General features: G+C 59.2%; 25 protein-coding genes. 15 read left to right on the top strand and 10 right to left on the bottom strand.

Annotated elements, in window-relative coordinates; genetic code table 11:
• Positions 1-96: 96 nt before the first annotated feature.
• The 5 genes from KGB03_RS23315 to KGB03_RS23300 all read left to right on the top strand — a co-directional run bounded on the left by KGB03_RS23315 (position 97) and on the right by KGB03_RS23300 (position 3,581).
• On the top strand, positions 97-453 hold the full coding sequence (locus KGB03_RS23315; RefSeq protein WP_060541364.1) for a 4a-hydroxytetrahydrobiopterin dehydratase: 357 nt from the start codon (positions 97-99) through the stop codon (positions 451-453).
• Positions 453-1,646, top strand: coding sequence for an amino acid aminotransferase (locus KGB03_RS23310; RefSeq protein WP_111451848.1), 1,194 nt, complete (start codon positions 453-455; stop codon positions 1,644-1,646). Before KGB03_RS23315 ends, KGB03_RS23310 begins: the two co-directional genes overlap by 1 nt.
• A gap of 211 nt (positions 1,647-1,857) precedes the next feature.
• The gene (locus KGB03_RS31130; RefSeq protein WP_008156098.1) at positions 1,858-1,989 is read left to right on the top strand and encodes a hypothetical protein; all 132 of its coding nucleotides are present in this window, start codon (positions 1,858-1,860) and stop codon (positions 1,987-1,989) included.
• Positions 1,990-2,063: 74 nt separating this feature from the next.
• Complete coding sequence (locus KGB03_RS23305; RefSeq protein ID WP_218536467.1) at positions 2,064-2,261, top strand: hypothetical protein; 198 nt, start codon at positions 2,064-2,066, stop codon at positions 2,259-2,261.
• A 105-nt stretch (positions 2,262-2,366) separates the two neighbouring features.
• The gene (locus KGB03_RS23300; RefSeq protein ID WP_223529196.1) at positions 2,367-3,581 is read left to right on the top strand and encodes an MFS transporter; all 1,215 of its coding nucleotides are present in this window, start codon (positions 2,367-2,369) and stop codon (positions 3,579-3,581) included.
• Here KGB03_RS23300 and arfB read toward each other — a convergent pair.
• Positions 3,578-3,991 (bottom strand): alternative ribosome rescue aminoacyl-tRNA hydrolase ArfB, encoded by a 414-nt coding sequence (gene arfB, locus KGB03_RS23295; RefSeq protein ID WP_008010994.1) that lies wholly within the window; start codon positions 3,989-3,991, stop codon positions 3,578-3,580. The genes KGB03_RS23300 and arfB overlap by 4 nt on opposite strands.
• A gap of 221 nt (positions 3,992-4,212) precedes the next feature.
• Entirely contained in the window at positions 4,213-5,634 is a 1,422-nt protein-coding gene (locus tag KGB03_RS23290) for an amino acid permease (protein ID WP_218536464.1), read from the bottom strand.
• 930 nt (positions 5,635-6,564) lie between these two features.
• Here KGB03_RS23290 and KGB03_RS23285 point away from each other — a divergent pair.
• Positions 6,565-6,702, top strand: a complete 138-nt coding sequence (locus KGB03_RS23285; protein WP_008156111.1) for a hypothetical protein — start codon at positions 6,565-6,567, stop codon at positions 6,700-6,702.
• Between the two features lie 69 nt (positions 6,703-6,771).
• Positions 6,772-7,737 carry a leucyl aminopeptidase gene (locus KGB03_RS23280; RefSeq protein ID WP_218536463.1) on the top strand — a complete coding sequence of 322 codons (966 nt, stop codon included), beginning with the start codon at positions 6,772-6,774 and terminating at the stop codon, positions 7,735-7,737.
• Positions 7,738-7,938: 201 nt separating this feature from the next.
• Here KGB03_RS23280 and rluB read toward each other — a convergent pair whose 3' ends face one another.
• The 3 genes from rluB to KGB03_RS23265 all read right to left on the bottom strand — a co-directional run bounded on the left by rluB (position 7,939) and on the right by KGB03_RS23265 (position 10,819).
• The gene (rluB, locus tag KGB03_RS23275) at positions 7,939-9,237 is read right to left on the bottom strand and encodes a 23S rRNA pseudouridine(2605) synthase RluB (protein WP_111451842.1); all 1,299 of its coding nucleotides are present in this window, start codon (positions 9,235-9,237) and stop codon (positions 7,939-7,941) included.
• Between the two features lie 291 nt (positions 9,238-9,528).
• Complete coding sequence (locus tag KGB03_RS23270; RefSeq protein ID WP_111451841.1) at positions 9,529-9,837, bottom strand: cupredoxin family copper-binding protein; 309 nt, start codon at positions 9,835-9,837, stop codon at positions 9,529-9,531.
• A 13-nt stretch (positions 9,838-9,850) separates the two neighbouring features.
• Positions 9,851-10,819, bottom strand: coding sequence for a metallophosphoesterase family protein (locus tag KGB03_RS23265; RefSeq protein ID WP_223529193.1), 969 nt, complete (start codon positions 10,817-10,819; stop codon positions 9,851-9,853).
• Positions 10,820-10,973: 154 nt separating this feature from the next.
• Between KGB03_RS23265 and KGB03_RS23260 the strand changes: the two genes are divergently transcribed.
• Together KGB03_RS23260 and KGB03_RS23255 are read left to right on the top strand one after the other, a co-directional pair.
• Positions 10,974-11,486 carry a sigma-70 family RNA polymerase sigma factor gene (locus tag KGB03_RS23260; protein ID WP_223529191.1) on the top strand — a complete coding sequence of 171 codons (513 nt, stop codon included), beginning with the start codon at positions 10,974-10,976 and terminating at the stop codon, positions 11,484-11,486.
• A complete protein-coding gene (locus tag KGB03_RS23255) occupies positions 11,479-12,222 on the top strand; it encodes an anti-sigma factor family protein (protein ID WP_223529189.1) in 744 nt (247 codons plus the stop codon). Before KGB03_RS23260 ends, KGB03_RS23255 begins: the two co-directional genes overlap by 8 nt.
• Positions 12,223-12,267: 45 nt before the next feature.
• On the opposite strand, the gene scpB is transcribed toward KGB03_RS23255, so the two are convergent.
• The 4 genes from scpB to KGB03_RS23235 are packed head-to-tail and all read right to left on the bottom strand — an operon-like array spanning position 12,268 to position 15,624.
• Positions 12,268-13,284: an SMC-Scp complex subunit ScpB gene (gene scpB / locus KGB03_RS23250; protein WP_223529187.1), complete on the bottom strand. Its 1,017-nt coding sequence runs from the start codon at positions 13,282-13,284 to the stop codon at positions 12,268-12,270.
• Positions 13,285-13,295: 11 nt separating this feature from the next.
• Positions 13,296-14,117, bottom strand: a complete 822-nt coding sequence (locus KGB03_RS23245) for a segregation and condensation protein A (RefSeq protein ID WP_008156118.1) — start codon at positions 14,115-14,117, stop codon at positions 13,296-13,298.
• Positions 14,118-14,747, bottom strand: a complete 630-nt coding sequence (locus KGB03_RS23240) for an L-threonylcarbamoyladenylate synthase (protein ID WP_111451925.1) — start codon at positions 14,745-14,747, stop codon at positions 14,118-14,120.
• 13 nt (positions 14,748-14,760) lie between these two features.
• The gene (locus KGB03_RS23235) at positions 14,761-15,624 is read right to left on the bottom strand and encodes a PHP domain-containing protein (RefSeq protein ID WP_218536460.1); all 864 of its coding nucleotides are present in this window, start codon (positions 15,622-15,624) and stop codon (positions 14,761-14,763) included.
• Positions 15,625-15,711: 87 nt separating this feature from the next.
• Between KGB03_RS23235 and KGB03_RS23230 the strand changes: the two genes are divergently transcribed.
• From KGB03_RS23230 to KGB03_RS23205, 6 genes are all read left to right on the top strand, one after another.
• The gene (locus tag KGB03_RS23230; protein WP_218536459.1) at positions 15,712-16,308 is read left to right on the top strand and encodes a septation protein A; all 597 of its coding nucleotides are present in this window, start codon (positions 15,712-15,714) and stop codon (positions 16,306-16,308) included.
• 1 nt (position 16,309) lies between these two features.
• On the top strand, positions 16,310-16,609 hold the full coding sequence (locus KGB03_RS23225; RefSeq protein ID WP_008156126.1) for a YciI family protein: 300 nt from the start codon (positions 16,310-16,312) through the stop codon (positions 16,607-16,609).
• Between the two features lie 109 nt (positions 16,610-16,718).
• A complete protein-coding gene (locus tag KGB03_RS23220; RefSeq protein ID WP_111451835.1) occupies positions 16,719-17,132 on the top strand; it encodes a translation initiation factor 2 in 414 nt (137 codons plus the stop codon).
• Between the two features lie 7 nt (positions 17,133-17,139).
• A complete protein-coding gene (locus KGB03_RS23215) occupies positions 17,140-17,817 on the top strand; it encodes a response regulator transcription factor (protein WP_008156129.1) in 678 nt (225 codons plus the stop codon).
• Positions 17,818-18,033: 216 nt separating this feature from the next.
• Positions 18,034-18,486: a Spy/CpxP family protein refolding chaperone gene (locus tag KGB03_RS23210; protein WP_192406712.1), complete on the top strand. Its 453-nt coding sequence runs from the start codon at positions 18,034-18,036 to the stop codon at positions 18,484-18,486.
• Between the two features lie 90 nt (positions 18,487-18,576).
• Complete coding sequence (locus KGB03_RS23205; protein WP_223529185.1) at positions 18,577-19,917, top strand: sensor histidine kinase; 1,341 nt, start codon at positions 18,577-18,579, stop codon at positions 19,915-19,917.
• Between the two features lie 109 nt (positions 19,918-20,026).
• Here the strand turns inward: KGB03_RS23205 and KGB03_RS23200 are convergent, their stop codons facing one another.
• Positions 20,027-20,593, bottom strand: coding sequence for an NAD(P)H nitroreductase (locus tag KGB03_RS23200; RefSeq protein ID WP_111451832.1), 567 nt, complete (start codon positions 20,591-20,593; stop codon positions 20,027-20,029).
• Positions 20,594-20,694: the final 101 nt, after the last annotated feature.

Genomic DNA, 20,694 nt, shown 5'->3' with positions numbered 1-20,694 from the left:
TTTTAGAATCAAGTGAGCCTGTCAGGAACCGACGCTTTGGTTTAGCGTGGTGACACTGACGGCCGATTTCCAATAATTCGATTTCAGGAACCCATCATGTCCACATTGAACCAAGCCCATTGCGAAGCCTGCCGCGCCGATGCCCCTCAAGTCAGCGACGAAGAACTGCCGGTACTGATCAAGCAGATTCCCGACTGGAACATCGAAGTGCGCGACGGCGTGATGCAGTTGGAAAAAGTTTTCCTGTTCAAGAACTTCAAGCACGCACTGGCGTTCACCAACGCCGTCGGTGAAATCTCCGAGGCTGAAGGTCACCACCCAGGCCTGCTGACCGAGTGGGGCAAAGTCACCGTGACCTGGTGGAGCCATTCCATCAAGGGCCTGCATCGCAACGATTTCATCATGGCCGCGCGCACTGACGAAGTGGCCAAGGACGCCGAGGGCCGCAAATAATGCATTTCGACGCCATCGGACGAGTACCCGGCGACCCGATTCTCGGCCTGATGGAGGCCTATGCGCAGGACCCCAACCCGCGCAAATTCGACCTCGGCGTGGGCGTCTATAAAGATGCCCAGGGCCTGACACCGATCCCCCAGTCCGTGAAGCTCGCCGAGCAACGCCTGGTGGATCGTCAGACCACCAAGACCTACATCGGTGGCCACGGTGAATCGGCGTTCGGCAAGGCCATCGTTGAGTTGGTGCTGGGGGCCGATTCTCCGTTGATCACCGAACAACGGACGGGCGCGACGCAAACGCCGGGCGGCACCGGCGCGCTGCGCTTGAGCGCCGATTTTATCGCCCAGTGCCTACCGGGCCGTGGCGTGTGGCTGAGCAACCCGACCTGGCCGATCCACGAAACCATCTTCGCGGCAGCCGGAGTCAAGGTCAGTCATTACCCGTATGTCGGCAGCGATAACCGCCTCGACGTCGAAGCGATGCTCGCAGTACTCAATGAAGCGCCGAAGGGCGATGTGGTGCTGCTGCACGCTTGCTGCCATAACCCGACCGGTTTCGATCTGTCCCATGATGATTGGCGCCGGGTGCTGGATGTGGTGCGCAGTCGCGATCTGGTGCCACTGATCGATTTCGCCTACCAAGGCTTCGGCGATGGCCTGGAACAGGATGCCTGGTCAACCCGGTTGTTCGCTGCCGCCTTGCCGGAAGTGCTGATCACCAGTTCCTGCTCGAAGAACTTCGGCCTGTACCGCGACCGTACCGGTGCGCTGATTGTCTGCGCGAAAACCGCTGACAAGCTAGTGGATATCCGCAGCCAACTGGCCAACATCGCCCGCAACCTGTGGTCGACACCGCCGGATCACGGCGCTGCTGTGGTAGCGACCATCCTCGGTGATCCAGAGCTGAAAAGCCTCTGGGCCGACGAAGTGGAAGCCATGCGTTTGCGTATTGCCCAACTGCGTAGCGGTTTGGTTGAAGCGCTTGAGCCTCATGGTTTGCGCGAGCGCTTTGCGCACATCGGCGTGCAGCGCGGGATGTTTTCCTACACCGGTTTGACGCCGGAACAGGTCAAACAACTGCGCGATCATCACAGTGTTTACATGGTGGGCACTGGTCGGGCAAACGTCGCCGGAATCGATGCCACACGCCTTGATTTGCTGGCCGAGGCAATCGCCGAAGTCTGCAAATAAGCATCAAACCCTGCACAGCCCCCTGTGGGAGCAAGCCCGCTCCCACATTTGTTTTGTGTCGCTCCCTCTTGCAGACCTGTCTAGACAATCCCATCCGTCGCAACAATTGGATATAAAAGTCTTTTTGTCATTTCTTCTGCTGTATCCTCCCCAAGCTTTTTAAAAGCGCGGATCTACCAGATCTATCAACAGACTTTGCGAGGAGCGCGATATGCACGAGATCCCTAATCTCCCCTTCCCAAGCCTGCACGAAACTGAGCAGACGCCCACGCAACAAGCCGGTGCCCAACAGCCCGAGCCGAAAGAAGCCACTGAACGCCGCAAGGCCGACAGCGAAGACTGATTCACCTGCAATGCCAGACCGTGTGGAAAGCGCTAACATGCGCTTTCCACACCGCCTGAACCCCGAGCCCCACCATGACCGACGACTTCAGCCCTACTTTTGACGAAGCTCAGCAAGCCAGCGTCCTGATCGGCACCACCGAGAAGATGATCGAGATCTGGAATCGCCTGCCCCCCGAAAAACGCGCTGCGCTGCTCGCCCGCTTCGGCAGCGAAGAAAACGCCTTGGCCGCCCTGGTCACCACGCATCTGGTCGCACCCACCAAACCCTGATTCATCCCCTTCCGGCAAATAGTTTTACTTTTTCCACGACCCGCAGCCGTTCGCGCCGCTATCATAAGCAGCCTATCTATCCTGCTTCCCCGTGGATCTTTACCCATGTCTGAAAACCAGCGCCCCCTGGCGGTCACGCTGCAAGTCGTTTCCATCGTCCTGTTCACCTTCATTGGCTACCTGAATATCGGCATTCCCCTGGCCGTGTTACCGGGCTACGTCCATAGCGATCTGGGCTTCGGCGCCGTCATCGCCGGCCTGGTGATCAGCGTGCAATACCTGGCCACCCTGCTCAGCCGCCCGTATGCCGGAAAAATCATCGATAACAAGGGCAGCAAACTCGCCGTGATGTACGGCCTCGCCGGCTGCGGTTTGAGCGGCGTGTTCATGCTTATTTCGGCCTGGACCCAAAGCTTGCCGACCTTGAGCCTGATCAGCCTGTTGATCGGCCGTCTGGTACTCGGCAGCGCGGAAAGCCTGGTGGGCTCCGGCTCGATTGGCTGGGGCATCGGCCGGGTCGGGGCGGCGAACACCGCCAAGGTCATTTCCTGGAACGGCATCGCCAGTTATGGCGCACTGGCAGTCGGCGCACCGCTGGGCGTGCTGCTGGTTAATCAGCTGGGCTTGTGGAGCATGGGCGTGAGCATCGTGTTGCTGGCCGTCCTCGGCCTGGTGCTGGCCTGGCCGAAAACCGCCGCACCGATTGTGGTCGGCGAGCGTTTGCCGTTCATGCATGTGCTGGGGCGCGTACTGCCACATGGTTGCGGTCTGGCGCTGGGCTCGATCGGCTTTGGCACCATCGCCACCTTCATCACCCTGTATTACGCCACGCAACACTGGGACAACGCGGTGCTGTGCCTGAGCCTGTTCGGTGCCAGTTTCATCGGTGCGCGGCTGCTGTTCGGCAACCTGATCAACCGCCTCGGCGGCTTTCGCGTGGCGATTGCCTGCCTGTCGGTGGAAACGCTCGGCTTGCTGCTGCTGTGGCTGGCGCCGGACGCTCATTGGGCATTGGCCGGTGCGGCACTGAGCGGGTTCGGTTTCTCGCTGGTATTCCCCGCGCTGGGGGTGGAAGCGGTCAACCTGGTACCGGCCTCGAGTCGTGGCGCGGCAGTCGGGGCTTATTCGTTGTTCATCGATTTGTCGCTGGGGATCACCGGGCCGGTGGCGGGTGCGATTGCGGCAGGTTTTGGCTTTGCCTCGATTTTCCTGTTCGCCGCGCTCGCCGCGTTGAGCGGTCTGGCACTGAGTGTTTACTTGTACCGGCAGGCGCCGAAGAATCTCAATGAAAAGTACCGGGAAGAGCGCCAAGCCCGCTAAAAATCGACCTTGCCACGCCCGGCCTTGATGCTGCCGCGCTTGGTCTTGGACTCCAACCGACGCTTCTTCGAACCTAGGGTCGGTTTGGTCGGGCGACGTTTCTTTTCGACCTTGGTGGCACTGAGGATCAACTCGGTCAGCCGCTCCAGCGCATCTGCACGATTGGCTTCTTGCGTGCGGTATTGCTGGGCCTTGATGATCAACACCCCTTCGCTGGTGATACGACTGTCACGCAGCGCCAGCAGCCGCTCCTTGTAGAACTCGGGCAAGGACGAGGCCGGAATGTCGAAACGCAGATGCACCGCGCTGGAGACCTTGTTGACGTTCTGCCCTCCGGCGCCTTGGGCGCGGATGGCGGTCAATTCGATCTCGGCATCCGGCAGATGCACGTTGTTGGAAATTACCAGCATGGAAAAGCGTCCGGGTTCAGAACGCTCAGGATACCGCGAATGAACTGAAAGAATTCGGTCCCTGTGGGAGTGAGCCTGCTCGCGATAGCGGTGTGTCAGGCAACTAAGATGTTGACTGACACACCGCTATCGCGAGCAGGCTCACTCCTACAAGGGATTTGTGTAAAACCCGAAAACAACAAACCCGGCACATGGCCGGGTTTGTTGTTTCTGTACTTACATTATTTCGCTACGGAACCCGCAGCTTGCAACGCATGCCGGTCACGACGCTTGTTCTTGATGCCGTAGCAAATCCACATGAACGCGACCCACACCGGAATCGCATACACCGAGATCTGAATCCCCGGAATCAGCAGCATGACGCCCAGAATGAACACCACGAATGCCAGGCAGATGTAGTTCCCGTACGGGTACCACAGGGCCTTGAACAGCGGTGTCTGTTTGGTCTTGTTCATGTGCTGGCGGAACTTGAAGTGCGAGAAGCTGATCATCGCCCAGTTGATCACCAGGGTGGCAACCACCAGCGACATCAACAGTTCCAGCGCGTTTTGCGGGATCAGGTAGTTCAGCAATACGGCAATCAATGTCACCGCCGCCGACGCAAGGATCGAACGCACTGGCACGCCGCGCTTGTCGATCTTCGACAAGGCTTTCGGCGCATCGCCCTGCTCGGCCATGCCCAGCAGCATGCGGCTGTTGCAGTAGGTGCCACTGTTGTACACCGACAGCGCCGCGGTCAGGACCACGAAGTTGAGGATGTGCGCAGCGGTGTCGCTGCCGAGCATCGAGAACACTTGCACGAACGGGCTGCCGCTGTAGGAATCACCCGACGCGTTCAAGGTCGCCAACAGGCTGTCCCATGGCGTCAGCGAAAGCAGGATAACCAACGCACCGATGTAGAAAATCAGGATCCGGTAGATCACCTGGTTGATGGCTTTCGGGATCACGGTTTTCGGCTTGTCGGCTTCCGCGGCGGTGAAACCGAGCATTTCCAGGCCGCCGAAGGAGAACATGATGATCGCCATGGCCATCACCAAACCGCTGACGCCATTCGGGAAGAAGCCGCCGTGGGCCCACAGGTTAGTCACCGACGCTTGCGGGCCGCCGTCGCCGCTGACCAGCAGGTAGCTGCCGAGCGCAATCATGCCGACGATGGCCACGACCTTGATGATCGCAAACCAGAACTCGGCCTCACCAAAGACTTTGACGTTCGCCAGGTTGATCAGGTTGATCAAGACGAAGAAGCCGGCTGCCGAGACCCAGGTCGGGATGTCTGGCGCCCAGTAGTGGATGTATTTGCCGACCGCGGTCAGCTCCGACATGCCCACCAGAATGTACAGAATCCAGCAGTTCCAGCCCGACAGGAAGCCGGCGAAACCGCCCCAGTATTTATGGGCGAAGTGGCTGAAGGAACCGGCGACTGGCTCTTCGACGATCATTTCGCCGAGCTGGCGCATGATCATGAAAGCAATGAAGCCGCAGATGGCGTAGCCGAGGATCATCGACGGGCCGGCGGATTTCAGTACGCCGGCCGAGCCGAGGAACAGCCCGGTACCGATCGCGCCACCGAGGGCGATCAGTTGAATGTGGCGATTTTTCAGGCCGCGTTTCAGCTCGCCTGAATGCGAGTTTTGTCCACTCATGAAAAGGGTCTCACGCAAGGTTTGATGATGTTCGTTAGACGTTGCTGCTCGGTTGCGATTTCAAGCAGCGCCGATCAAACCCCAGCGAAGGCAAAAGGAGTTCAGCGTTTTTACAACGGTCATGCGTCACCTGTTTGTTTTTATCTGTGACGAAATCGAACCCGACACGCTTGTGGCGCGGCGGAGTGAACAAGACGGATAGCCTTGAGGTTTGCGCAGATGCGCAGGAGGTCACAGTTAAAACGCGGCGCATTGTACACCTGTAACCCCCTGCTGCCAGACACTGCTGGATCAGCGTGTCATTAGCCGGGATTGCCTGTGTCCGCCTCGAGGGTCTCGGGCGGCTGCAAAAATTGAGTCAGACCTTTGCGGGTCATCGACGGGGACGGCGGAAAAATCGCCCCTCGGAGAGAAGTGGAAATGAGTCACGGCGTACATTGCGCCTCCTTCTTGTTATGCACCTGCACGACAGGCATGGGGCGCATCTCACCCTTCAACCGCGCCTGAAACAAGCGGGCCAGAGCCCTGCGCGCAGGTTAAATGGCTGCTGGGCGGAAGGTTTTCCTTACATCCCTTCCGCAAGCGTCAAACCAAGGGCTTTGAGGCTCTATTTCGTCAGCATTTCTTTACATGCCGTAACGTAAATTTGCCGAATCAGATTTGACGTTAGCCTGACTGCAAATTGACGGTAGGAAGCTTCCTAAGGAAAAGGTCGAGTTAGTTTTCTGTTTTTTATTAACAAATTGCTTAATAAAAAACAGAAAAAAAAGTTCAAACAAATCTTATTTGATTATTTTTTTGCAATTTAAAAACCTGTGAACTAGGTTTTCAGCGACTTGCCGAGGCGCATCAATCAGCAAGTTGGCGGGTTATTCAATGACTGAAAACGCGCCGCAGCACCTACCGAAAAAGTCATCTAGGAGATTCACAATGCAAGCACTTGAAAAAGACTTGGAAACTGAACTGCAACTGGACGATTGGTTTGAAGCACCGACCCATGACGCCGCCGTTGAAATGATGCAAGCCGATGCGGTTGTTCCGTTCGGCACAGCGATGTGGCCTCTGTAAGTCATCCCGGCAGGCACGATCCGGCCGGTTGTGCCTGCCACTTTTTCTCGGTTTGTCAGGGAGGACTACATGGATAAGCAACGCGCCATTTCGCATTTCCTTTACTACCTCGAACAGCACCCTGCCCTTGTCGGCATCAACCCGGCGAAGGTCTTGCTCGGCCACACGGCTGATTATCAGGCACTGACGAGCGCCATCGCCGAACAGGCCGGTGCCAGCCCACGCTTCAGTTTCAGCGCAATGCGACTGGATCTGGAGCCCACGGAATTGCTGGCCCAGGCGATTGCCGACAGCGATCTGTACATTTTCTTCTACGACTCTTCCACCCTGCCCAACCCGCGCCCCGACGGCCCGGAATTTGTCCGCGCGCTGCAAGGCGTCATGGCCGAGAACTGGAAGAAGTCGCTGCTGTTCAAGGATTACGGCGATTACTTCTACGACACGTTCAGTGTCACCCCGCAGCGCATTGCCGGGTTGAACAGCCACTTGATCCAGCGCATGTCCCATGCCACCACGTTAAGTTTCAAAGATGATCACGGCTCGTGGTTCGAAACACCGTTGAGCAGTATCAAGAAGTGGACCGACATCAACGGTGTCGGCAACTTCGATCTGGCGCCGGGTGAGATTGCCACGCACAGCGAGGCCATTAACGGCAGGGTCAAGTTCATGGGGACTTTTCTCAGCACCATTCCATTTGCCCGCAAATACGGGGTGCTGGAGTCGCCACTGGAGTTGTGGATCGAGAATTCGACCATCAGCAAAATCGCCACCGAGGTGCCGGGGCTGGAACATGACTTCAACAAGTACCTGGAGGCCAATCCATCCAATCGACGGATTGAGGAGCTGGGGATCGGCACCAACGAAGGCGTGAAGACGCTGTATGCGCGCAATGCCGGGTTCGAGGAGCGCCATTGCGGGCTGCATCTGGGATTGGGCGGTGGCGCGAAGGGTAGCCATCATCTGGACCTGATCTTTTCCAGTGGCGTGTTGGCGCTGGATGATGAGCCGGTGTTTGATGGGCGGTTTGTGTTTTAGCCACAAAGTAGGCGGTGCCGCTACGGGCCTCATCGCGAGCAGGCTCGCTCCCACAGGTGACCGCGTTCCTCCCTGACATTTCGGTCCACTGTGGGAGCGAGCCTGCTCGCGATGAGGCCCGAACAGTCACCACCTTACTTAAAGTCAGACATAAAAAAACGCCAACCCGAAGGTTGGCGTTTTTTATGGGGCGCTTACCGATTACTCAGGCTTGCGACGACCGAAGCCCGGACGTTGGCCCGAACCGGCTGGTGCACCACGGCGTTTGCCCGATGGCGCGTCCTTGTCGACCAGAACGATGCCTGGACGCTTCTTCGCCGGGGCCTTGGCCGGGCGCTTGGTGTCGGAAGGACGGTCTGCCACGGGCGTACCGCGACCCGACTCACCACGAGACTCGCCACGACCGGCTGGAGCACCGCGATCGCTACGACCACCGCTTGGCGCACTGCGGCCTTCGCCGCGTTCGGTGCGACCATTGGCCGGACGTGGCGTGCGTGGACCGCGCTCGCCGTCAGCACGAGGTGCTGCTGGTTTGCGGGCTGGACGTTCGCCTTCGATATGCGGTTCGCGGGTATCACGCGGCGTAGCAGCGCTCTGGTTACCGATGGCTGGACGCAACGAACGCACGCGCTCGGTCTTGCCCATCGGACGCGACGATTTACGCTGCATGCGATCGAGCTTGTCTTTGCTCTTGGCGTTCATTTGCGGCATGGCCACCGGGGTCAAGCCGACTTCAGCACTCAGAATGTCGACTTCGTACTGGCTCATTTCGCGCCAGCGACCCATCGGCAGGTCGGAGTTGAGGAACACCGGACCGAAACGCACGCGTTTCAGACGGCTGACCACCAGGCCCTGGGATTCCCACAGACGACGGACTTCGCGGTTGCGACCTTCCATCACCACGCAGTGGTACCAGTGGTTGAAACCTTCGCCACCTGGCGCCTGCTTGATGTCGGTGAACTTGGCCGGGCCGTCTTCGAGGACGACACCTGCTTTCAGACGCTCGATCATCTCGTCATCGACTTCGCCACGGACACGCACCGCGTACTCACGGTCCATTTCGTAGGAAGGGTGCATCAGGCGGTTGGCCAGTTCACCGTCGGTGGTGAACATCAGCAGACCGGTGGTGTTGATGTCCAGACGACCGATGTTGATCCAGCGACCTTCTTTCGGGCGCGGCATCTTGTCGAAAACGGTCGGACGGCCTTCCGGATCGAGGCGGGTGCAGATTTCGCCGTCCGGCTTGTTGTACATGATCACGCGGCGTACCGACTCGGCGGCTTCTTCGCGCTTGATCACCTTGCCATCAATGGTGATGGCGTCGTGCATGTCGACGCGCTGCCCGAGGGTGGCGTCTTTGCCATTGACCTTGATGCGGCCGTGGCTGATCCAGGCTTCTACGTCACGGCGCGAGCCGACGCCGATACGGGCGAGGACTTTCTGCAGTTTTTCGCCTGCTGGGCCGATTTCCTGGTCGTCTTTCTGGTCGTTGATACTCATCTGGGCACCTCCCGGTGTGGTCTGTTCAGGCAGCTCTGAAGTGAGGGACCTGAAGAGTTGAAAGCTGGGTCTAGGGCAAAGGGATCGCCGAAGGGTCGCGAATCATACGCTCATGGGAGCGTTCGCGCATCAGAGACTAGCTGATCAATGGAGACTTACTTGATTTTCCGCCGACCGGTGGTGCCGAGTTTGCTCAACCGCGACACCGCCCCCCCCTGTGTGAGCGAGCCTGCTCGCTCCCACAGGGGTTAGGGTTTCTTTAGCTCGATCTATCGCAAGTTGCTTGCGACATCACTGGCTGACCACAATCTTCCCGATCATCTGCGGATGCAGCGCACAAAAATACTCAAACTCCCCCGGCGTGTTGAACACCCAGGAAAAGCTGTCATTCGTATCCAGCGCCCCTGAGCGAAACACCTTATGGGTTTCCGCCACCGTATGCGGGATCTGGTCATCGTTTACCCACGTCACTTTGGTGCCCACGGCCACGTTCAAATCCTTGGGCGCAAACATGAACTCTTTGATATCGATTTTCACCTCCTGAGCCCACACCGGCATCGACAGCATCAGGCAGACAACGGCCAACAGTCGCGTTTTCATCCCCGTTCCTCCGCTAAACCAGTGTCGAATCGATCAGCGCCAGCGGATGCTCGCCCTGCGTCGCTCGCACATCGGTGAGCCCTAAATAATTGCGCAGTTGATCAGCCGCCACCGTCATCGGTCCCGGTGCCGGCGCCGTACCCGGTGCAGGTTGTGGATAAGCCGTGCCGCGGGCGGTGTGGAAGGTGATATTGCCTTCAACCTTCTGGATGACCTGATGGATATGCCCGTTCAATACCGTCACCGAACCGTACTTGCGCAGCATGGCAATCGCCTGATCGCCATCTTCGGTGCCCCAACCCCACGGCTGATAAATCGTCCACAACGGAATATGGGTAAACACCACGATTGGCGTGCTGCTCGTCACGGCGCGCAGGTCATCGGCCAGCCAGGCCAGTTGATCGGCGCCAAGCGTCGCTTCATGGCCAGCCTGGAAATTGAAGACATTCACCAACCCGATGAAATGCACGCCGTGGTCATCGAAGCTGTACCAGCCATTGCCTTTGGTGCCTTTGCCGTAACGCTCCAGATAGAGCTTGCCACCGCCCTCGTCGAGGGTGTCGTGCTCGCCCGGCACGTAGTGCACGGTGGACGGAAGGCCCTTGAGCAGTTGCGCCGCCGTATCGAATTCTTCCGGTTTCGACAGGTGGGTGATATCGCCGGTATGCAGGATCAACGACGGCCGTTTCGGCAATGCGATGACCTTGTCGATGGCCACCTGCAAGGTCTTCGACGGTTCCGGATTGGCCTCCTTGTTGAAACCGATGTGCGAGTCGCTGATCTGCACAAAGTGGAACGTGCTGGCCAGCGCTTTGGGGTCGGAGACGTTGCCGGAATCGTCCAGTGCAAAGGCCCGCGGAATACCGCCGCTCAGGGCCCAGAGCACCCCGGCCCCGGCCCACGCGGAACACTTGAGCAGTGTCCGGCGGTCGGGGTTAAGCGGACCGTCGGTGCGTCGTTCGTGTTTCCTGAGAATGTCCATCGGTGTGCCCTCGTTAGCGGACTACAGTGATGTAGCTGACACGAGATACAACCTTGTGGGACGAGTCTTTATTCCACGTCGCAAAATTATTTTTTCCCCGGGAATAAAACACAGCGAATGACAGTTATAGGGGTGGGACGTTGCGGGAATCACTATGAAGCGATTTGAGGACTTGTTTGCGCCCCACATGGACGCCGCTTACAACCTCGCGCGCTGGCTCACCGGTAACGACAGTGCCGCGCGCGACGTCGTGCAGGAAAGCGCCCTGCGGGCCTTCAGATTCCTGCACCGTTTCGCCGACGGCAATGCCAAGGCCTGGTTTCTGACCATCGTGCGTAACGAAAGCTACACCTGGCTCAAGGCCTCGGCCGGCCACCACTGGGTGGCTATCGGCGATGAACTGCCCGAAGACGATGCCGCGTTGAGTCACGGCCAAACCCCGGAGTTGCTGGCCATACACACGGAAAACGCGATGCTTGTCCAGCAAGCCCTGTGCGCCCTGCCGCCCATATTTCGCGAGGTGATTATTCTGAAGGAGCTCGAAGACATGCCCTACAAGGACATCGCCTTGGTCGCCGACATCCCGATCGGCACCGTCATGTCGAGACTGGCCCGGGCTCGCGCCATGCTCAAGCTCGAACTACTGAAGTTGCATGATCATGAATGAACTCGACTGCACGGCTTGCCAGATGCTGGTTCATGGCTATCTGGACAAGGAACTCGATACGGTGATGGCTGCCCGGGTCGCCGGGCATTTGGCTGTATGTGCCAACTGCGCGCGGTTGCATGATCAGGCGCGGCTACTGAAGGTCAGCGTGAAGCGACATGCGCCGTATTACTCGGCACCGGCGTCATTGACTACCAACCTTTTCGCCCCTGTTGCGCCACAAACCCGTGCAGTGGAACGTTGGCGAAAATGGTTCGCGCCTGTTTTTTCGGCGACAGCGCTGGCCTTGGCAGTGATGCTGTATGTCGTCACGCCGGCCAGCGAACAGCCGTTGATGGATGAGGCGGTCTCCAGCCATGTCCGCTCGTTAATGGGTGAACATTTGAACGATGTGGTTTCATCCGACCGCCATACAGTGAAACCTTGGTTCACCGGCAAGCTCGACTTCTCGCCACCGGTATTCGATTACTCGGCGCAGGGCTTTCCATTATTGGGTGGACGGTTGGATTACCTGCAACATCAGACCACGGCGGCCCTGAGTTATGGGCGCGCCAAGCACATTATCAATGTGTTTATCCTGCCCACGCAGGAGGCGGACAAGCCGCGTCAGAGTCAGATGGTCCGCGGCTTTAACGTCGTGTTCTGGCAAGAAAACCACATGCAATTTGTACTGGTTTCCGATCTGGAGAAAAGTGAGCTGGAGGCGTTCAGCCAGTTGCTCAAGAACGGCGCCTGAAGGCAAGGTTGCGCTGCAACATAGATCTCCCACATTGGGCTCGTGTCAGTCTTCGTGCTGGCGGCGTTCGTTTTCGATCGCTTCGGCGAGGGCCTGGGCTTCGGCCTCTTCATCGCTGAGCTCAGGTGTCGACTGCTCCAACGCGGCTACAGCGGCCAGGAGCTTTGCGCGAGCTTCGGCGACGCCAAGAATGTCATCTTCCTGCTCTGGTTCCTGCTCTGGTTCCTGCTCTGGTTCCTGCTCTGGTTCCTGCTCTTCTTCGACAGTGGCTTCAGCCTCGACTTGAAGTTCAACTTCAGTGTCAGGCTCGGGCTCTGCCAACGCCCCTTCGGTCTCGGTCACCGCCCCATCGCGCAACAGATCGTCGAAGTCGGTCTTGAGCCCCTCCTCCATGGTGTCCAGTTCCAGCAACAGGGTGTGGAAACTGGTTTCTTCCTTCGGCTCTTCCGGCTCGGCGCTGGCGTCGGCCAACTCCTGCAGTGCGGCAGGCACCGGCGCGTCGTCGAAATCGAGCACCGGGTCAGGCTCAAGCTCGCGCAATTCGGCCAGCGGTGGCAAATCGTCGAGGTTTTTCAGGTTGAAGTGATCGAGAAAGGCCTTGGTGGTCGCAAACATCGCTGGTTTACCCGGCACGTCGCGGTAACCGACGATGCGGATCCACTCGCGCTCCAGCAAGGTTTTGACAATGTGACTGTTGACCGCCACGCCCCGCACGTCTTCGATCTCGCCCCGGGTGATCGGCTGGCGATAGGCGATCAGCGCGATGGTTTCGAGCATGGCGCGGGAATAGCGCTGCGGCCGCTCTTCCCATAAACGTCCGACCCATGGCGAGAACTTTTCGCGGATCTGCAAGCGATACCCAGAGGCCACTTCCTTCAGCTCAAAGGCGCGGCCGTCGCAGGACTTGGCGAGAATTGTCAGGGCTTTCTTGAAGACCGGCGGCTCCGGGCGCTCGCCCTCTTCGAAGAGTTCGAACAGGCGTTCAAGCGATTGCGGTTTTCCCGAGGCCAACAGAAAGGCTTCAAGCAGTGGCGCCAGCTCGCGGGGTTCAGTCAGGTTCATGATTCAACTCGTTATTCGGCTCGGGCCCGCACGTGGATCGCTGCGAACGGCTCATTCTGCACCAGCTCGACCAAAGATTCCTTGACCAGTTCGAGAATCGCCATAAAGGTCACCACCACCCCCAGACGTCCTTCTTCAGCGGTGAACAGCTCGGCAAAGGGCACGAAACCGCCGCCCTTGAGGCGCTCCAGCACATCGCTCATGCGTTCGCGGGTGGACAGTGCCTCGCGGCTGACCTGGTGACTTTCGAACATGTCGCCTCGGCGCAGGACCTCGGCCATGGACAACAGCAGCTCTGAAAGACGCACGTCTGGCAACAGCTTGCGTGCCCGGGCTTCCGGGGCGTCGAGCTTGGGGACTACCACGTCACGGCCCACACGGCTCAGGCCATCGATGCCTTCGGCTGCGGCCTTGAAGCGTTCGTACTCTTGCAAGCGGCGAATCAGTTCAGCGCGGGGGTCGTCTTCTTCGGCTTCGATCGTTTCGGCACGCGGCAGCAGCATCCGCGATTTGATCTCGGCCAGCATTGCGGCCATGACCAGGTACTCGGCGGCCAGCTCCAGGCGCACCGACTGCATCAACTCGACATAGCCCATGTACTGACGGGTAATTTCCGCCACCGGGATGTCGAGGATGTTGATGTTCTGTTTGCGGATCAGGTACAGCAGCAAGTCGAGAGGGCCTTCGAAGGCTTCGAGAAAGACCTCAAGCGCATCCGGCGGAATGTACAGGTCCAGCGGCATTTCCATGACCGCCTGGCCATAGACCATCGCGAAGGGCAGCTCTTGCTGGGCTCCGGCCTGACTGTCAACAACGGGTTCTACTGCAGACATCTACGCCTCGGCCATGAACGGCGTCGGGTCGCCGCAGCCAACACGGATCACTTCCGGCTCGCCGTCGGCGAGATTGATCACGGTGGACGCCTTGATTCCGCCGAAACCGCCGTCGATGATCAGGTCGACCTGATGCTCAAGCAACTGACGCATTTCGTAAGGATCGGTCATCGGGTCAGTGTCGCCGGGCATGATCAGGGTCACGCTCATCAGCGGTTCGCCGAGTTCCTCCAACAGTGCCAGGGCAATCGGATGACTCGGCACACGCAGGCCGATGGTGCGTTTTTTCGGGTGCAACAACAGCCGCGGCACTTCGCGGGTGGCGTTGAGAATGAAGGTATACGGACCCGGCAAGTGGGCCTTGAGCAAACGGAAAAGGCCGGTGTCGATCTTGGCGAACAGCCCCAGTTGCGACAGGTCGCTGCAAATCAGTGCGAAGTTGTGCTTGTCATCCAGTCCACGCAACCGACGCACGCGCTCCACGGCATTCTTGTCGCCGATCTGGCAACCAATGGCGTAGGACGAGTCTGTGGGATAAATCACCACCCCGCCGCTGCGGATGATTTCGACAGCCTGTTTGATCAGGCGCGCTTGCGGGTTTTCCGGATGAATCTGGAAAAATTGACTCACATTCTCTACCTGTTCAGACGGCGGCAATAATTGGGTCATGTTTGAATCGACACCACAGTGGCGGCAGATCCTCCGGGAGCGGGCGGTATTCACCGATCTCGGACCAGCCTCCAGGACCATGAAAATCACTGCCGGCGCTGACCAGCAGACCGAACTCACGGGCGAGAATCGCCAGGCTGCCCACTTGCTCGGCGGGCTGATGGCCATTGACCACTTCGATTGCGTGGCCCCCTGCTTGAATATAGTCGGCAATCAGCCGGCGACGTTTGCTGCGAGTGAAATCGTAGTGCCACGGGTGCGCCAGGCTGACCCAGGCCTTGGCGGCGCGCAGGGTTTCGACCGTGTCTTCCAGGGTCGGCCAGTGTTGCTTGACGTCCCCCAGCTTGCCGGCACCCAGCCATTTGCGGAACGCTTCGGCGCGATCCTTGACGAAACCTTCACGCACCATCCAGTCGGCGAAATGCGGACGGGCCGGAGCGTTGCCGCTGTCGCCCAGTTCCTGCTGGATCGCCCGGGCACCTTCCAGCGCCCCCGGCATGCCTTTAAGCGCCAACTTGCGGCTTATTTCTTCGGACCGTAACCAGCGGCCATCGTGCAATTTCGCGATGGCTTCGACCAACGGCACAGCGTTGACGTCGAAACCATAGCCCAGCACGTGAATGGTCGCGCCGCCCCAGGTGCAGGACAATTCGACGCCATTGACCAGTTGCATCCCCAGCGCAGTCGCAGTGCTGCGGGCCTCATCAAGGCCTTCGAGGGTGTCGTGATCGGTCAAGGCCAGGACTCGCACGCCTTTCTCGAACGCACGCGCAACCAGTACTGCAGGCGCGAGAGCGCCATCGGAGGCCGTGCTATGGCAGTGCAAATCAACATTCACAGGACTTTTTTACCTCAAATCAGCTGGCGCTATCGCGCGCCCATATGTTTGTTATTATGCCGCCACATCCTGCTTCTGGCTGCCACTGTGAAACAATTCATCGATTTCATCCCGCTTCTGCTGTTCTTCATCGTCTTCAAGCTCGATCCCCGGGTCGTCGACATCGCCGGTCACGAGGTCACTGTAGGCGGTATTTACAGCGCCACCGCCATGCTGATCATCAGCTCCCTGGTGGTTTACGGCACGCTGTTCATCAAGCAGCGCAAGCTGGAGAAGAGCCAGTGGCTGACCCTCATCGCCTGCCTGGTCTTCGGCAGCCTGACCCTGGCGTTCCACAGCGAAACCTTCCTGAAATGGAAAGCCCCGGTGGTGAACTGGCTGTTCGCCCTGGCGTTCATTGGCAGCCACTTCGTCGGTGAGCAACTGCTGATCAAACGCATCATGGGCCACGCGCTGACCCTGCCGGATCCGGTCTGGACCCGCCTGAACATCGCCTGGATCGGGTTTTTCCTGTTTTGCGGTGCCGCCAACCTGTTCGTCGCGTTCACCTTTCAGGACTACTGGGTCGACTTCAAAGTCTTCGGCAGCCTGGGCATGACGCTGCTGTTCCTGGTCGGCCAGGGCATTTACCTGTCCCGCCACCTGCACGACGCCGATACCACTACGCCAAAAACCGAGGACTGACATGCTTTACGCAATCATTGCCACAGACGTCGCCAACTCCCTGGAAGCCCGCCTGGCCGCACGGCCTGCACACCTTGAGCGCCTGCAAGTACTCAAAGGTGAAGGTCGCATCGTTTTGGCCGGTCCACACCCGGCGGTCGACAGCAATGATCCGGGCGCTGCGGGTTTCACCGGCAGCCTGATCGTCGCCGAATTCGATTCCCTGAGCGCCGCACAGGCCTGGGCCGACGCTGATCCGTATATCGCCGCAGGCGTCTACGCCAACGTTTCGGTCAAGCCGTTCAAGCAAGTCCTCCCGTAATTTCTCCCCCCACGATGAACCTTGTCGGTTCATCGTGCTCTCAACGCTCATTATTCTCGTTTACCGGCCGACAACCTGCCCAATACTCGTATTGGAATCAGGAGTGGCGATGCGCAAAGGTCCGTTGTGTCTGATGTTGGTGACGTTGTCGATTGTGGCCCCTGCCCACGGTGAAGAAAGCGCCGAGGGCGGCAGTTCCACGCCATTGTCCCTGAGCGCCGGCAGCCAGATCACCCAGTTGCAACAGCGCTTGAAGGTAAGCGAACAGCAACGAGAAGAACTGAGTAAACAACTGCAAAATACCGATGCCGAACGCGAAAGCGCTCAGCTGAGCCGGTTGCGCCAAGAGAATCAGCGCCTCAAGCTGCAACTCAAGGAAACCCAGGCCGGCAACCCGCTGCCGCGTCTATTGACCGACCAGCAACAGTGGTTCGTCATCGGCGCCGGGGTAGCGCTATTGGCGCTGCTCTGCGGTATCTTCGCCAGTGGTGCCACCAGAAAACGTAGGCAATGGCTAAATTGAGTGAGTCATGAGCGAGCTGTTATTAATTGATGATGACCAGGAGCTGTGCGAGCTCCTGAGCAGTTGGCTGAGCCAGGAAGGCTTCCACGTCCGCGCCTGCCACGATGGTCAGAGCGCCCGTCGCGCACTGGCCGAAACATCGCCGGCAGCCGTGGTGCTGGATGTGATGCTGCCGGACGGCAGCGGTCTGGAGCTGCTCAAGCAATTGCGCAGCGATCACCCGGACTTGCCGGTGCTGATGCTCTCGGCTCGCGGCGAACCGCTGGACCGCATCCTCGGCCTGGAACTCGGCGCCGACGATTACCTGGCCAAACCGTGCGACCCACGGGAACTGACAGCCCGCCTGCGCGCCGTGTTGCGCCGCAGTCATCCGGCAGCCGTCTCCAGTCAGCTCGAACTGGGCGACCTGTGTTTCAGCCCGGTACGTGGCGTGGTCAGCATCGATGAACAGGAATTCACCCTCACCGTCTCCGAAAGCCGCTTGCTAGAAGCCCTGCTCAAGCAACCCGGCGAGCCGCTGGACAAACAGGAACTGGCGCAAATCGCCCTCGGCCGCAAACTGACGCTGTACGACCGCAGCCTGGACATGCACGTCAGCAACCTGCGCAAAAAGATCGGTCCGCACCCCGACGGTCGCCCACGCATCGTCGCCCTGCGCAGCCGCGGCTATTACTACAGCCTCTAATCCCGAATATCTTCCCCCGTAGGAGCACGGCTTGCCGGCGATGACTATCTCAAGGACGCCATCGCCAGCAAGCCGTGCTCCTACGATGCCTGTTTTGTCAGGTCGGCGAGAAATCGTCTTTACCCAAGCTTTACGCTCCGCTGACCGCCACTGACCTTGATCTGCGTAATCTGTACTCATCCGGAACGTACCGGGAACGAGACAAGGAGATTCACCATGCGCAAGACTCTTATCGCTCTGATGTTCGCTGCCGCCCTGCCAACCGTTGCCATGGCCGCCATGCCTGAAGGTGCCGGCCCGATGGGTGGCCCGATGGACGACTCACGCCATGGCGGTCAGATGCACGGCATGCACGGCAAAGGCCCGTACAGCCAGCTGGACCTGAGCCGCGAACAGCGCGAGCAGATCCGTAAAATCATGGGTGAGCAGATGCACGAGCGTAAGCAAGTGGTCGAAAAGTACCTGGAAAAACTCTCGCCAGCCGACCAGAAAGCCATGAAAGATGAAATGGCGGCCAACCACAAGAAAGCCGAAGCCGACGTGCGCGCCTTGCTGAAACCGGATCAACAGAAGCAATTCGACGAGATCCAGAAAAAACAGGCTGAACGTCGCGCCGAATGGGCCGAGTTCAAGGCCTGGAAAGCGCAACAGGCACAAAAGGCGCAATAATGCGCTAACCCCCGGACCCGACGGCTAACACCGTCGGGTCTGTTGCCACCCAGTACTAATGTGGGATTTGTGTTTGTCTGAGGATTTTCTGTGCGCTCATTGTTCTGGCGTATTCTGGCCAGCTTCTGGTTGGCCATCGCTCTGGTTGCAGGGCTTTCCATTCTGCTGGGGCACATGCTCAACCAGGACGCGTGGATTCTCAGCCGCCATCCGGGCCTCAATACTTTGGCCGAACAGTGGACGCAAACCTACGAATCACAGGGTGAAGACGCGGCCCAGGACATTCTGGAACAGCGCAAGCGCCAATATCACATCGACGTTCAAGTGCTCAACGAGAGCGGTGATCCAGTGGTGCGCGGCACCTTCCCACGCAGGGCGGCCGCCTTCGAAGCGCGACAGAACAACGACGACCGTCGCCTGCCGTGGCGTCGTCTGACCGCGGAATACACCAGCGAAAAAACCGGCGACACCTACCTGCTGATCTATCGAATTCCGCACCCGGAGCTGGACGCGTGGCACCGCGAAAGCCTGCTCTGGCCGTTGAGTGCGCTGGGTATCGCGCTGGTGGTCCTGACCTTGTTCAGCCTGTTCGTGACGATGTCCATTACTCGCCCACTCAACCGCTTGCGCGGCGCAGTGCATGATCTGGGGCAAACCACCTACCAACAAAACAGCCTGGTAAAACTGGCCAACCGGCGCGATGAGTTCGGCGTGCTGGCCAACGACTTCAACCGCATGGGCGCGCGTCTGCAAAGTTTGATCGGCAGTCAGCGGCAGTTGCTGCGGGATGTGTCCCATGAGCTGCGCTCACCGCTTGCCCGGCTGCGCATTGCGCTGGCACTGGCCGAGCGGGCCAACCCTGAAGAACGGCAAAAACTCTGGCCACGCCTCACTCGGGAGTGCGACCGACTGGAAGCGCTGATCAGCGAAATCCTGGTTCTGGCGCGGGTCGATGCCGACAACGCCAGCGCTGAAGAGGTTGATCTCAATGCGCTGCTCAACACCCTGCAAAAGGATGCTCAATTGGGTTCGCCTGAGCAAAACGTGCAGCTTGAGGCCGAGCCGCAGCTGAACCTTAAAGGCTGGCCGACGATGATCGAGCGCGCCCTCGACAACCTGCTGCGCAATGCTCAGCGGTTCAACCCGGTGGGACAATCGATTGAAATGCAGGCGGTGCGTCAGGGTGAGCGGATTGTGGTCAGCGTGCGCGACCATGGGCCGGGTGTAGAGGCTGCGCATTTGAGTCAGTTGGGTGAGCCGTTCTACCGGGCGCCGGGGCAGACGGCGGCCGGGCATGGTTTGGGATTGGCGATTGCGCGCCGTGCGGCGGAACGGCATGGCGGTAGTCTGGTGTTGGCCAATCATCCCGATGGCGGGTTTATCGCCAGCCTCGAATTACCGTTAGTACCGGGAATCGTCGTCCAACCCTGATCACCTGTGGGAGCGAGCCTGCTCGCGAAGGCGGCTTAACATTCAATAGATATGTTGACTGAACCGACGCTTTCGCGAGTTCAGGCTCGCACACAGGAGTTTGATGGTGTCAGGCTTTTCCGGGCCAGGCACTGACGAATTCAGCCAGGTCGACTTTCTCCGCCACGCGCGGTTCTTTCTGTGGAGTGCCGAGGTAAAGAAACGCAATCACCTCTTCCCCTTCCGCCAAACCCAACCCCTTGGCCACATGCGCCGAATACGCCAGCTCACCCGTGCGCCACACCGCGCCAATCCCTTGCGCATAAGCCGCCAGCAAAATCCCGTGAGCCGCACAACCCGCCGCCAGCCGTTGTTCGGACTTCGGATATTTGACGTGATCCTGCAACCGGGCGATCACCACAACCACCAGTGGCGCACGCAGCGGACCGTTACGCGCCTTGTCCAGCGCTGCCTCGGACACTTCGCTGTCCTGCAGCTTCGCCGCTTCGGCCAGCAACTCGCCCATTTGCTCGCGCGCCGCGCCTTCGACTGTCAGGAAGCGCCAAGGCTGCAAGTGGCCATGGTCTGGCGCTCGCATCGCAGCGCCAAACAGCACTTCACGCTGTTCTGCGGTGGGGGCCGGTTCTATCAGTCGTGGAACGGAAACACGGTTGAGCAAAGCGTCGAGAGCCTGCATCGGCCACCTCCTGAAAAAAATGTGAAGCTATTCTAGCTGCAACCACCTCGGGAGTGCCGGTTTACATAGCAGACCCCGCAGGTAGAATGGCGCCCTTCCTT

This window comes from Pseudomonas sp. BF-B-26 (assembly GCF_019956495.1).
Taxonomy (GTDB): Bacteria; Pseudomonadota; Gammaproteobacteria; order Pseudomonadales; family Pseudomonadaceae; genus Aquipseudomonas.
This window is presented reverse-complemented; position numbering and strand designations above follow the sequence as displayed.

Excerpts from the sequence above, each read along its gene's own strand:
- KGB03_RS23300 (WP_223529196.1), top strand. The coding sequence starts at position 2,367 with ATGTCTGAAAACCAGCGCCCCCTGGCGGTCACGCTGCAAGTCGTTTCC.
- arfB (WP_008010994.1), bottom strand. The coding sequence starts at position 3,991 with ATGCTGGTAATTTCCAACAACGTGCATCTGCCGGATGCCGAGATCGAA.
- KGB03_RS31130 (WP_008156098.1), top strand. The coding sequence starts at position 1,858 with ATGCACGAGATCCCTAATCTCCCCTTCCCAAGCCTGCACGAAACTGAG.
- KGB03_RS23255 (WP_223529189.1), top strand. The coding sequence starts at position 11,479 with ATGAATGAACTCGACTGCACGGCTTGCCAGATGCTGGTTCATGGCTAT.
- KGB03_RS23220 (WP_111451835.1), top strand. The coding sequence starts at position 16,719 with ATGCGCAAAGGTCCGTTGTGTCTGATGTTGGTGACGTTGTCGATTGTG.
- scpB (WP_223529187.1), bottom strand. The coding sequence starts at position 13,284 with ATGAACCTGACTGAACCCCGCGAGCTGGCGCCACTGCTTGAAGCCTTT.
- KGB03_RS23245 (WP_008156118.1), bottom strand. The coding sequence starts at position 14,117 with ATGTCTGCAGTAGAACCCGTTGTTGACAGTCAGGCCGGAGCCCAGCAA.
- KGB03_RS23265 (WP_223529193.1), bottom strand. The coding sequence starts at position 10,819 with ATGGACATTCTCAGGAAACACGAACGACGCACCGACGGTCCGCTTAAC.
- KGB03_RS23210 (WP_192406712.1), top strand. The coding sequence starts at position 18,034 with ATGCGCAAGACTCTTATCGCTCTGATGTTCGCTGCCGCCCTGCCAACC.
- KGB03_RS23260 (WP_223529191.1), top strand. The coding sequence starts at position 10,974 with ATGAAGCGATTTGAGGACTTGTTTGCGCCCCACATGGACGCCGCTTAC.
- KGB03_RS23225 (WP_008156126.1), top strand. The coding sequence starts at position 16,310 with ATGCTTTACGCAATCATTGCCACAGACGTCGCCAACTCCCTGGAAGCC.
- KGB03_RS23315 (WP_060541364.1), top strand. The coding sequence starts at position 97 with ATGTCCACATTGAACCAAGCCCATTGCGAAGCCTGCCGCGCCGATGCC.
- KGB03_RS23310 (WP_111451848.1), top strand. The coding sequence starts at position 453 with ATGCATTTCGACGCCATCGGACGAGTACCCGGCGACCCGATTCTCGGC.
- KGB03_RS23280 (WP_218536463.1), top strand. The coding sequence starts at position 6,772 with ATGGATAAGCAACGCGCCATTTCGCATTTCCTTTACTACCTCGAACAG.
- KGB03_RS23285 (WP_008156111.1), top strand. The coding sequence starts at position 6,565 with ATGCAAGCACTTGAAAAAGACTTGGAAACTGAACTGCAACTGGACGAT.
- KGB03_RS23200 (WP_111451832.1), bottom strand. The coding sequence starts at position 20,593 with ATGCAGGCTCTCGACGCTTTGCTCAACCGTGTTTCCGTTCCACGACTG.
- KGB03_RS23215 (WP_008156129.1), top strand. The coding sequence starts at position 17,140 with ATGAGCGAGCTGTTATTAATTGATGATGACCAGGAGCTGTGCGAGCTC.
- rluB (WP_111451842.1), bottom strand. The coding sequence starts at position 9,237 with ATGAGTATCAACGACCAGAAAGACGACCAGGAAATCGGCCCAGCAGGC.
- KGB03_RS23290 (WP_218536464.1), bottom strand. The coding sequence starts at position 5,634 with ATGAGTGGACAAAACTCGCATTCAGGCGAGCTGAAACGCGGCCTGAAA.
- KGB03_RS23270 (WP_111451841.1), bottom strand. The coding sequence starts at position 9,837 with ATGAAAACGCGACTGTTGGCCGTTGTCTGCCTGATGCTGTCGATGCCG.
- KGB03_RS23305 (WP_218536467.1), top strand. The coding sequence starts at position 2,064 with ATGACCGACGACTTCAGCCCTACTTTTGACGAAGCTCAGCAAGCCAGC.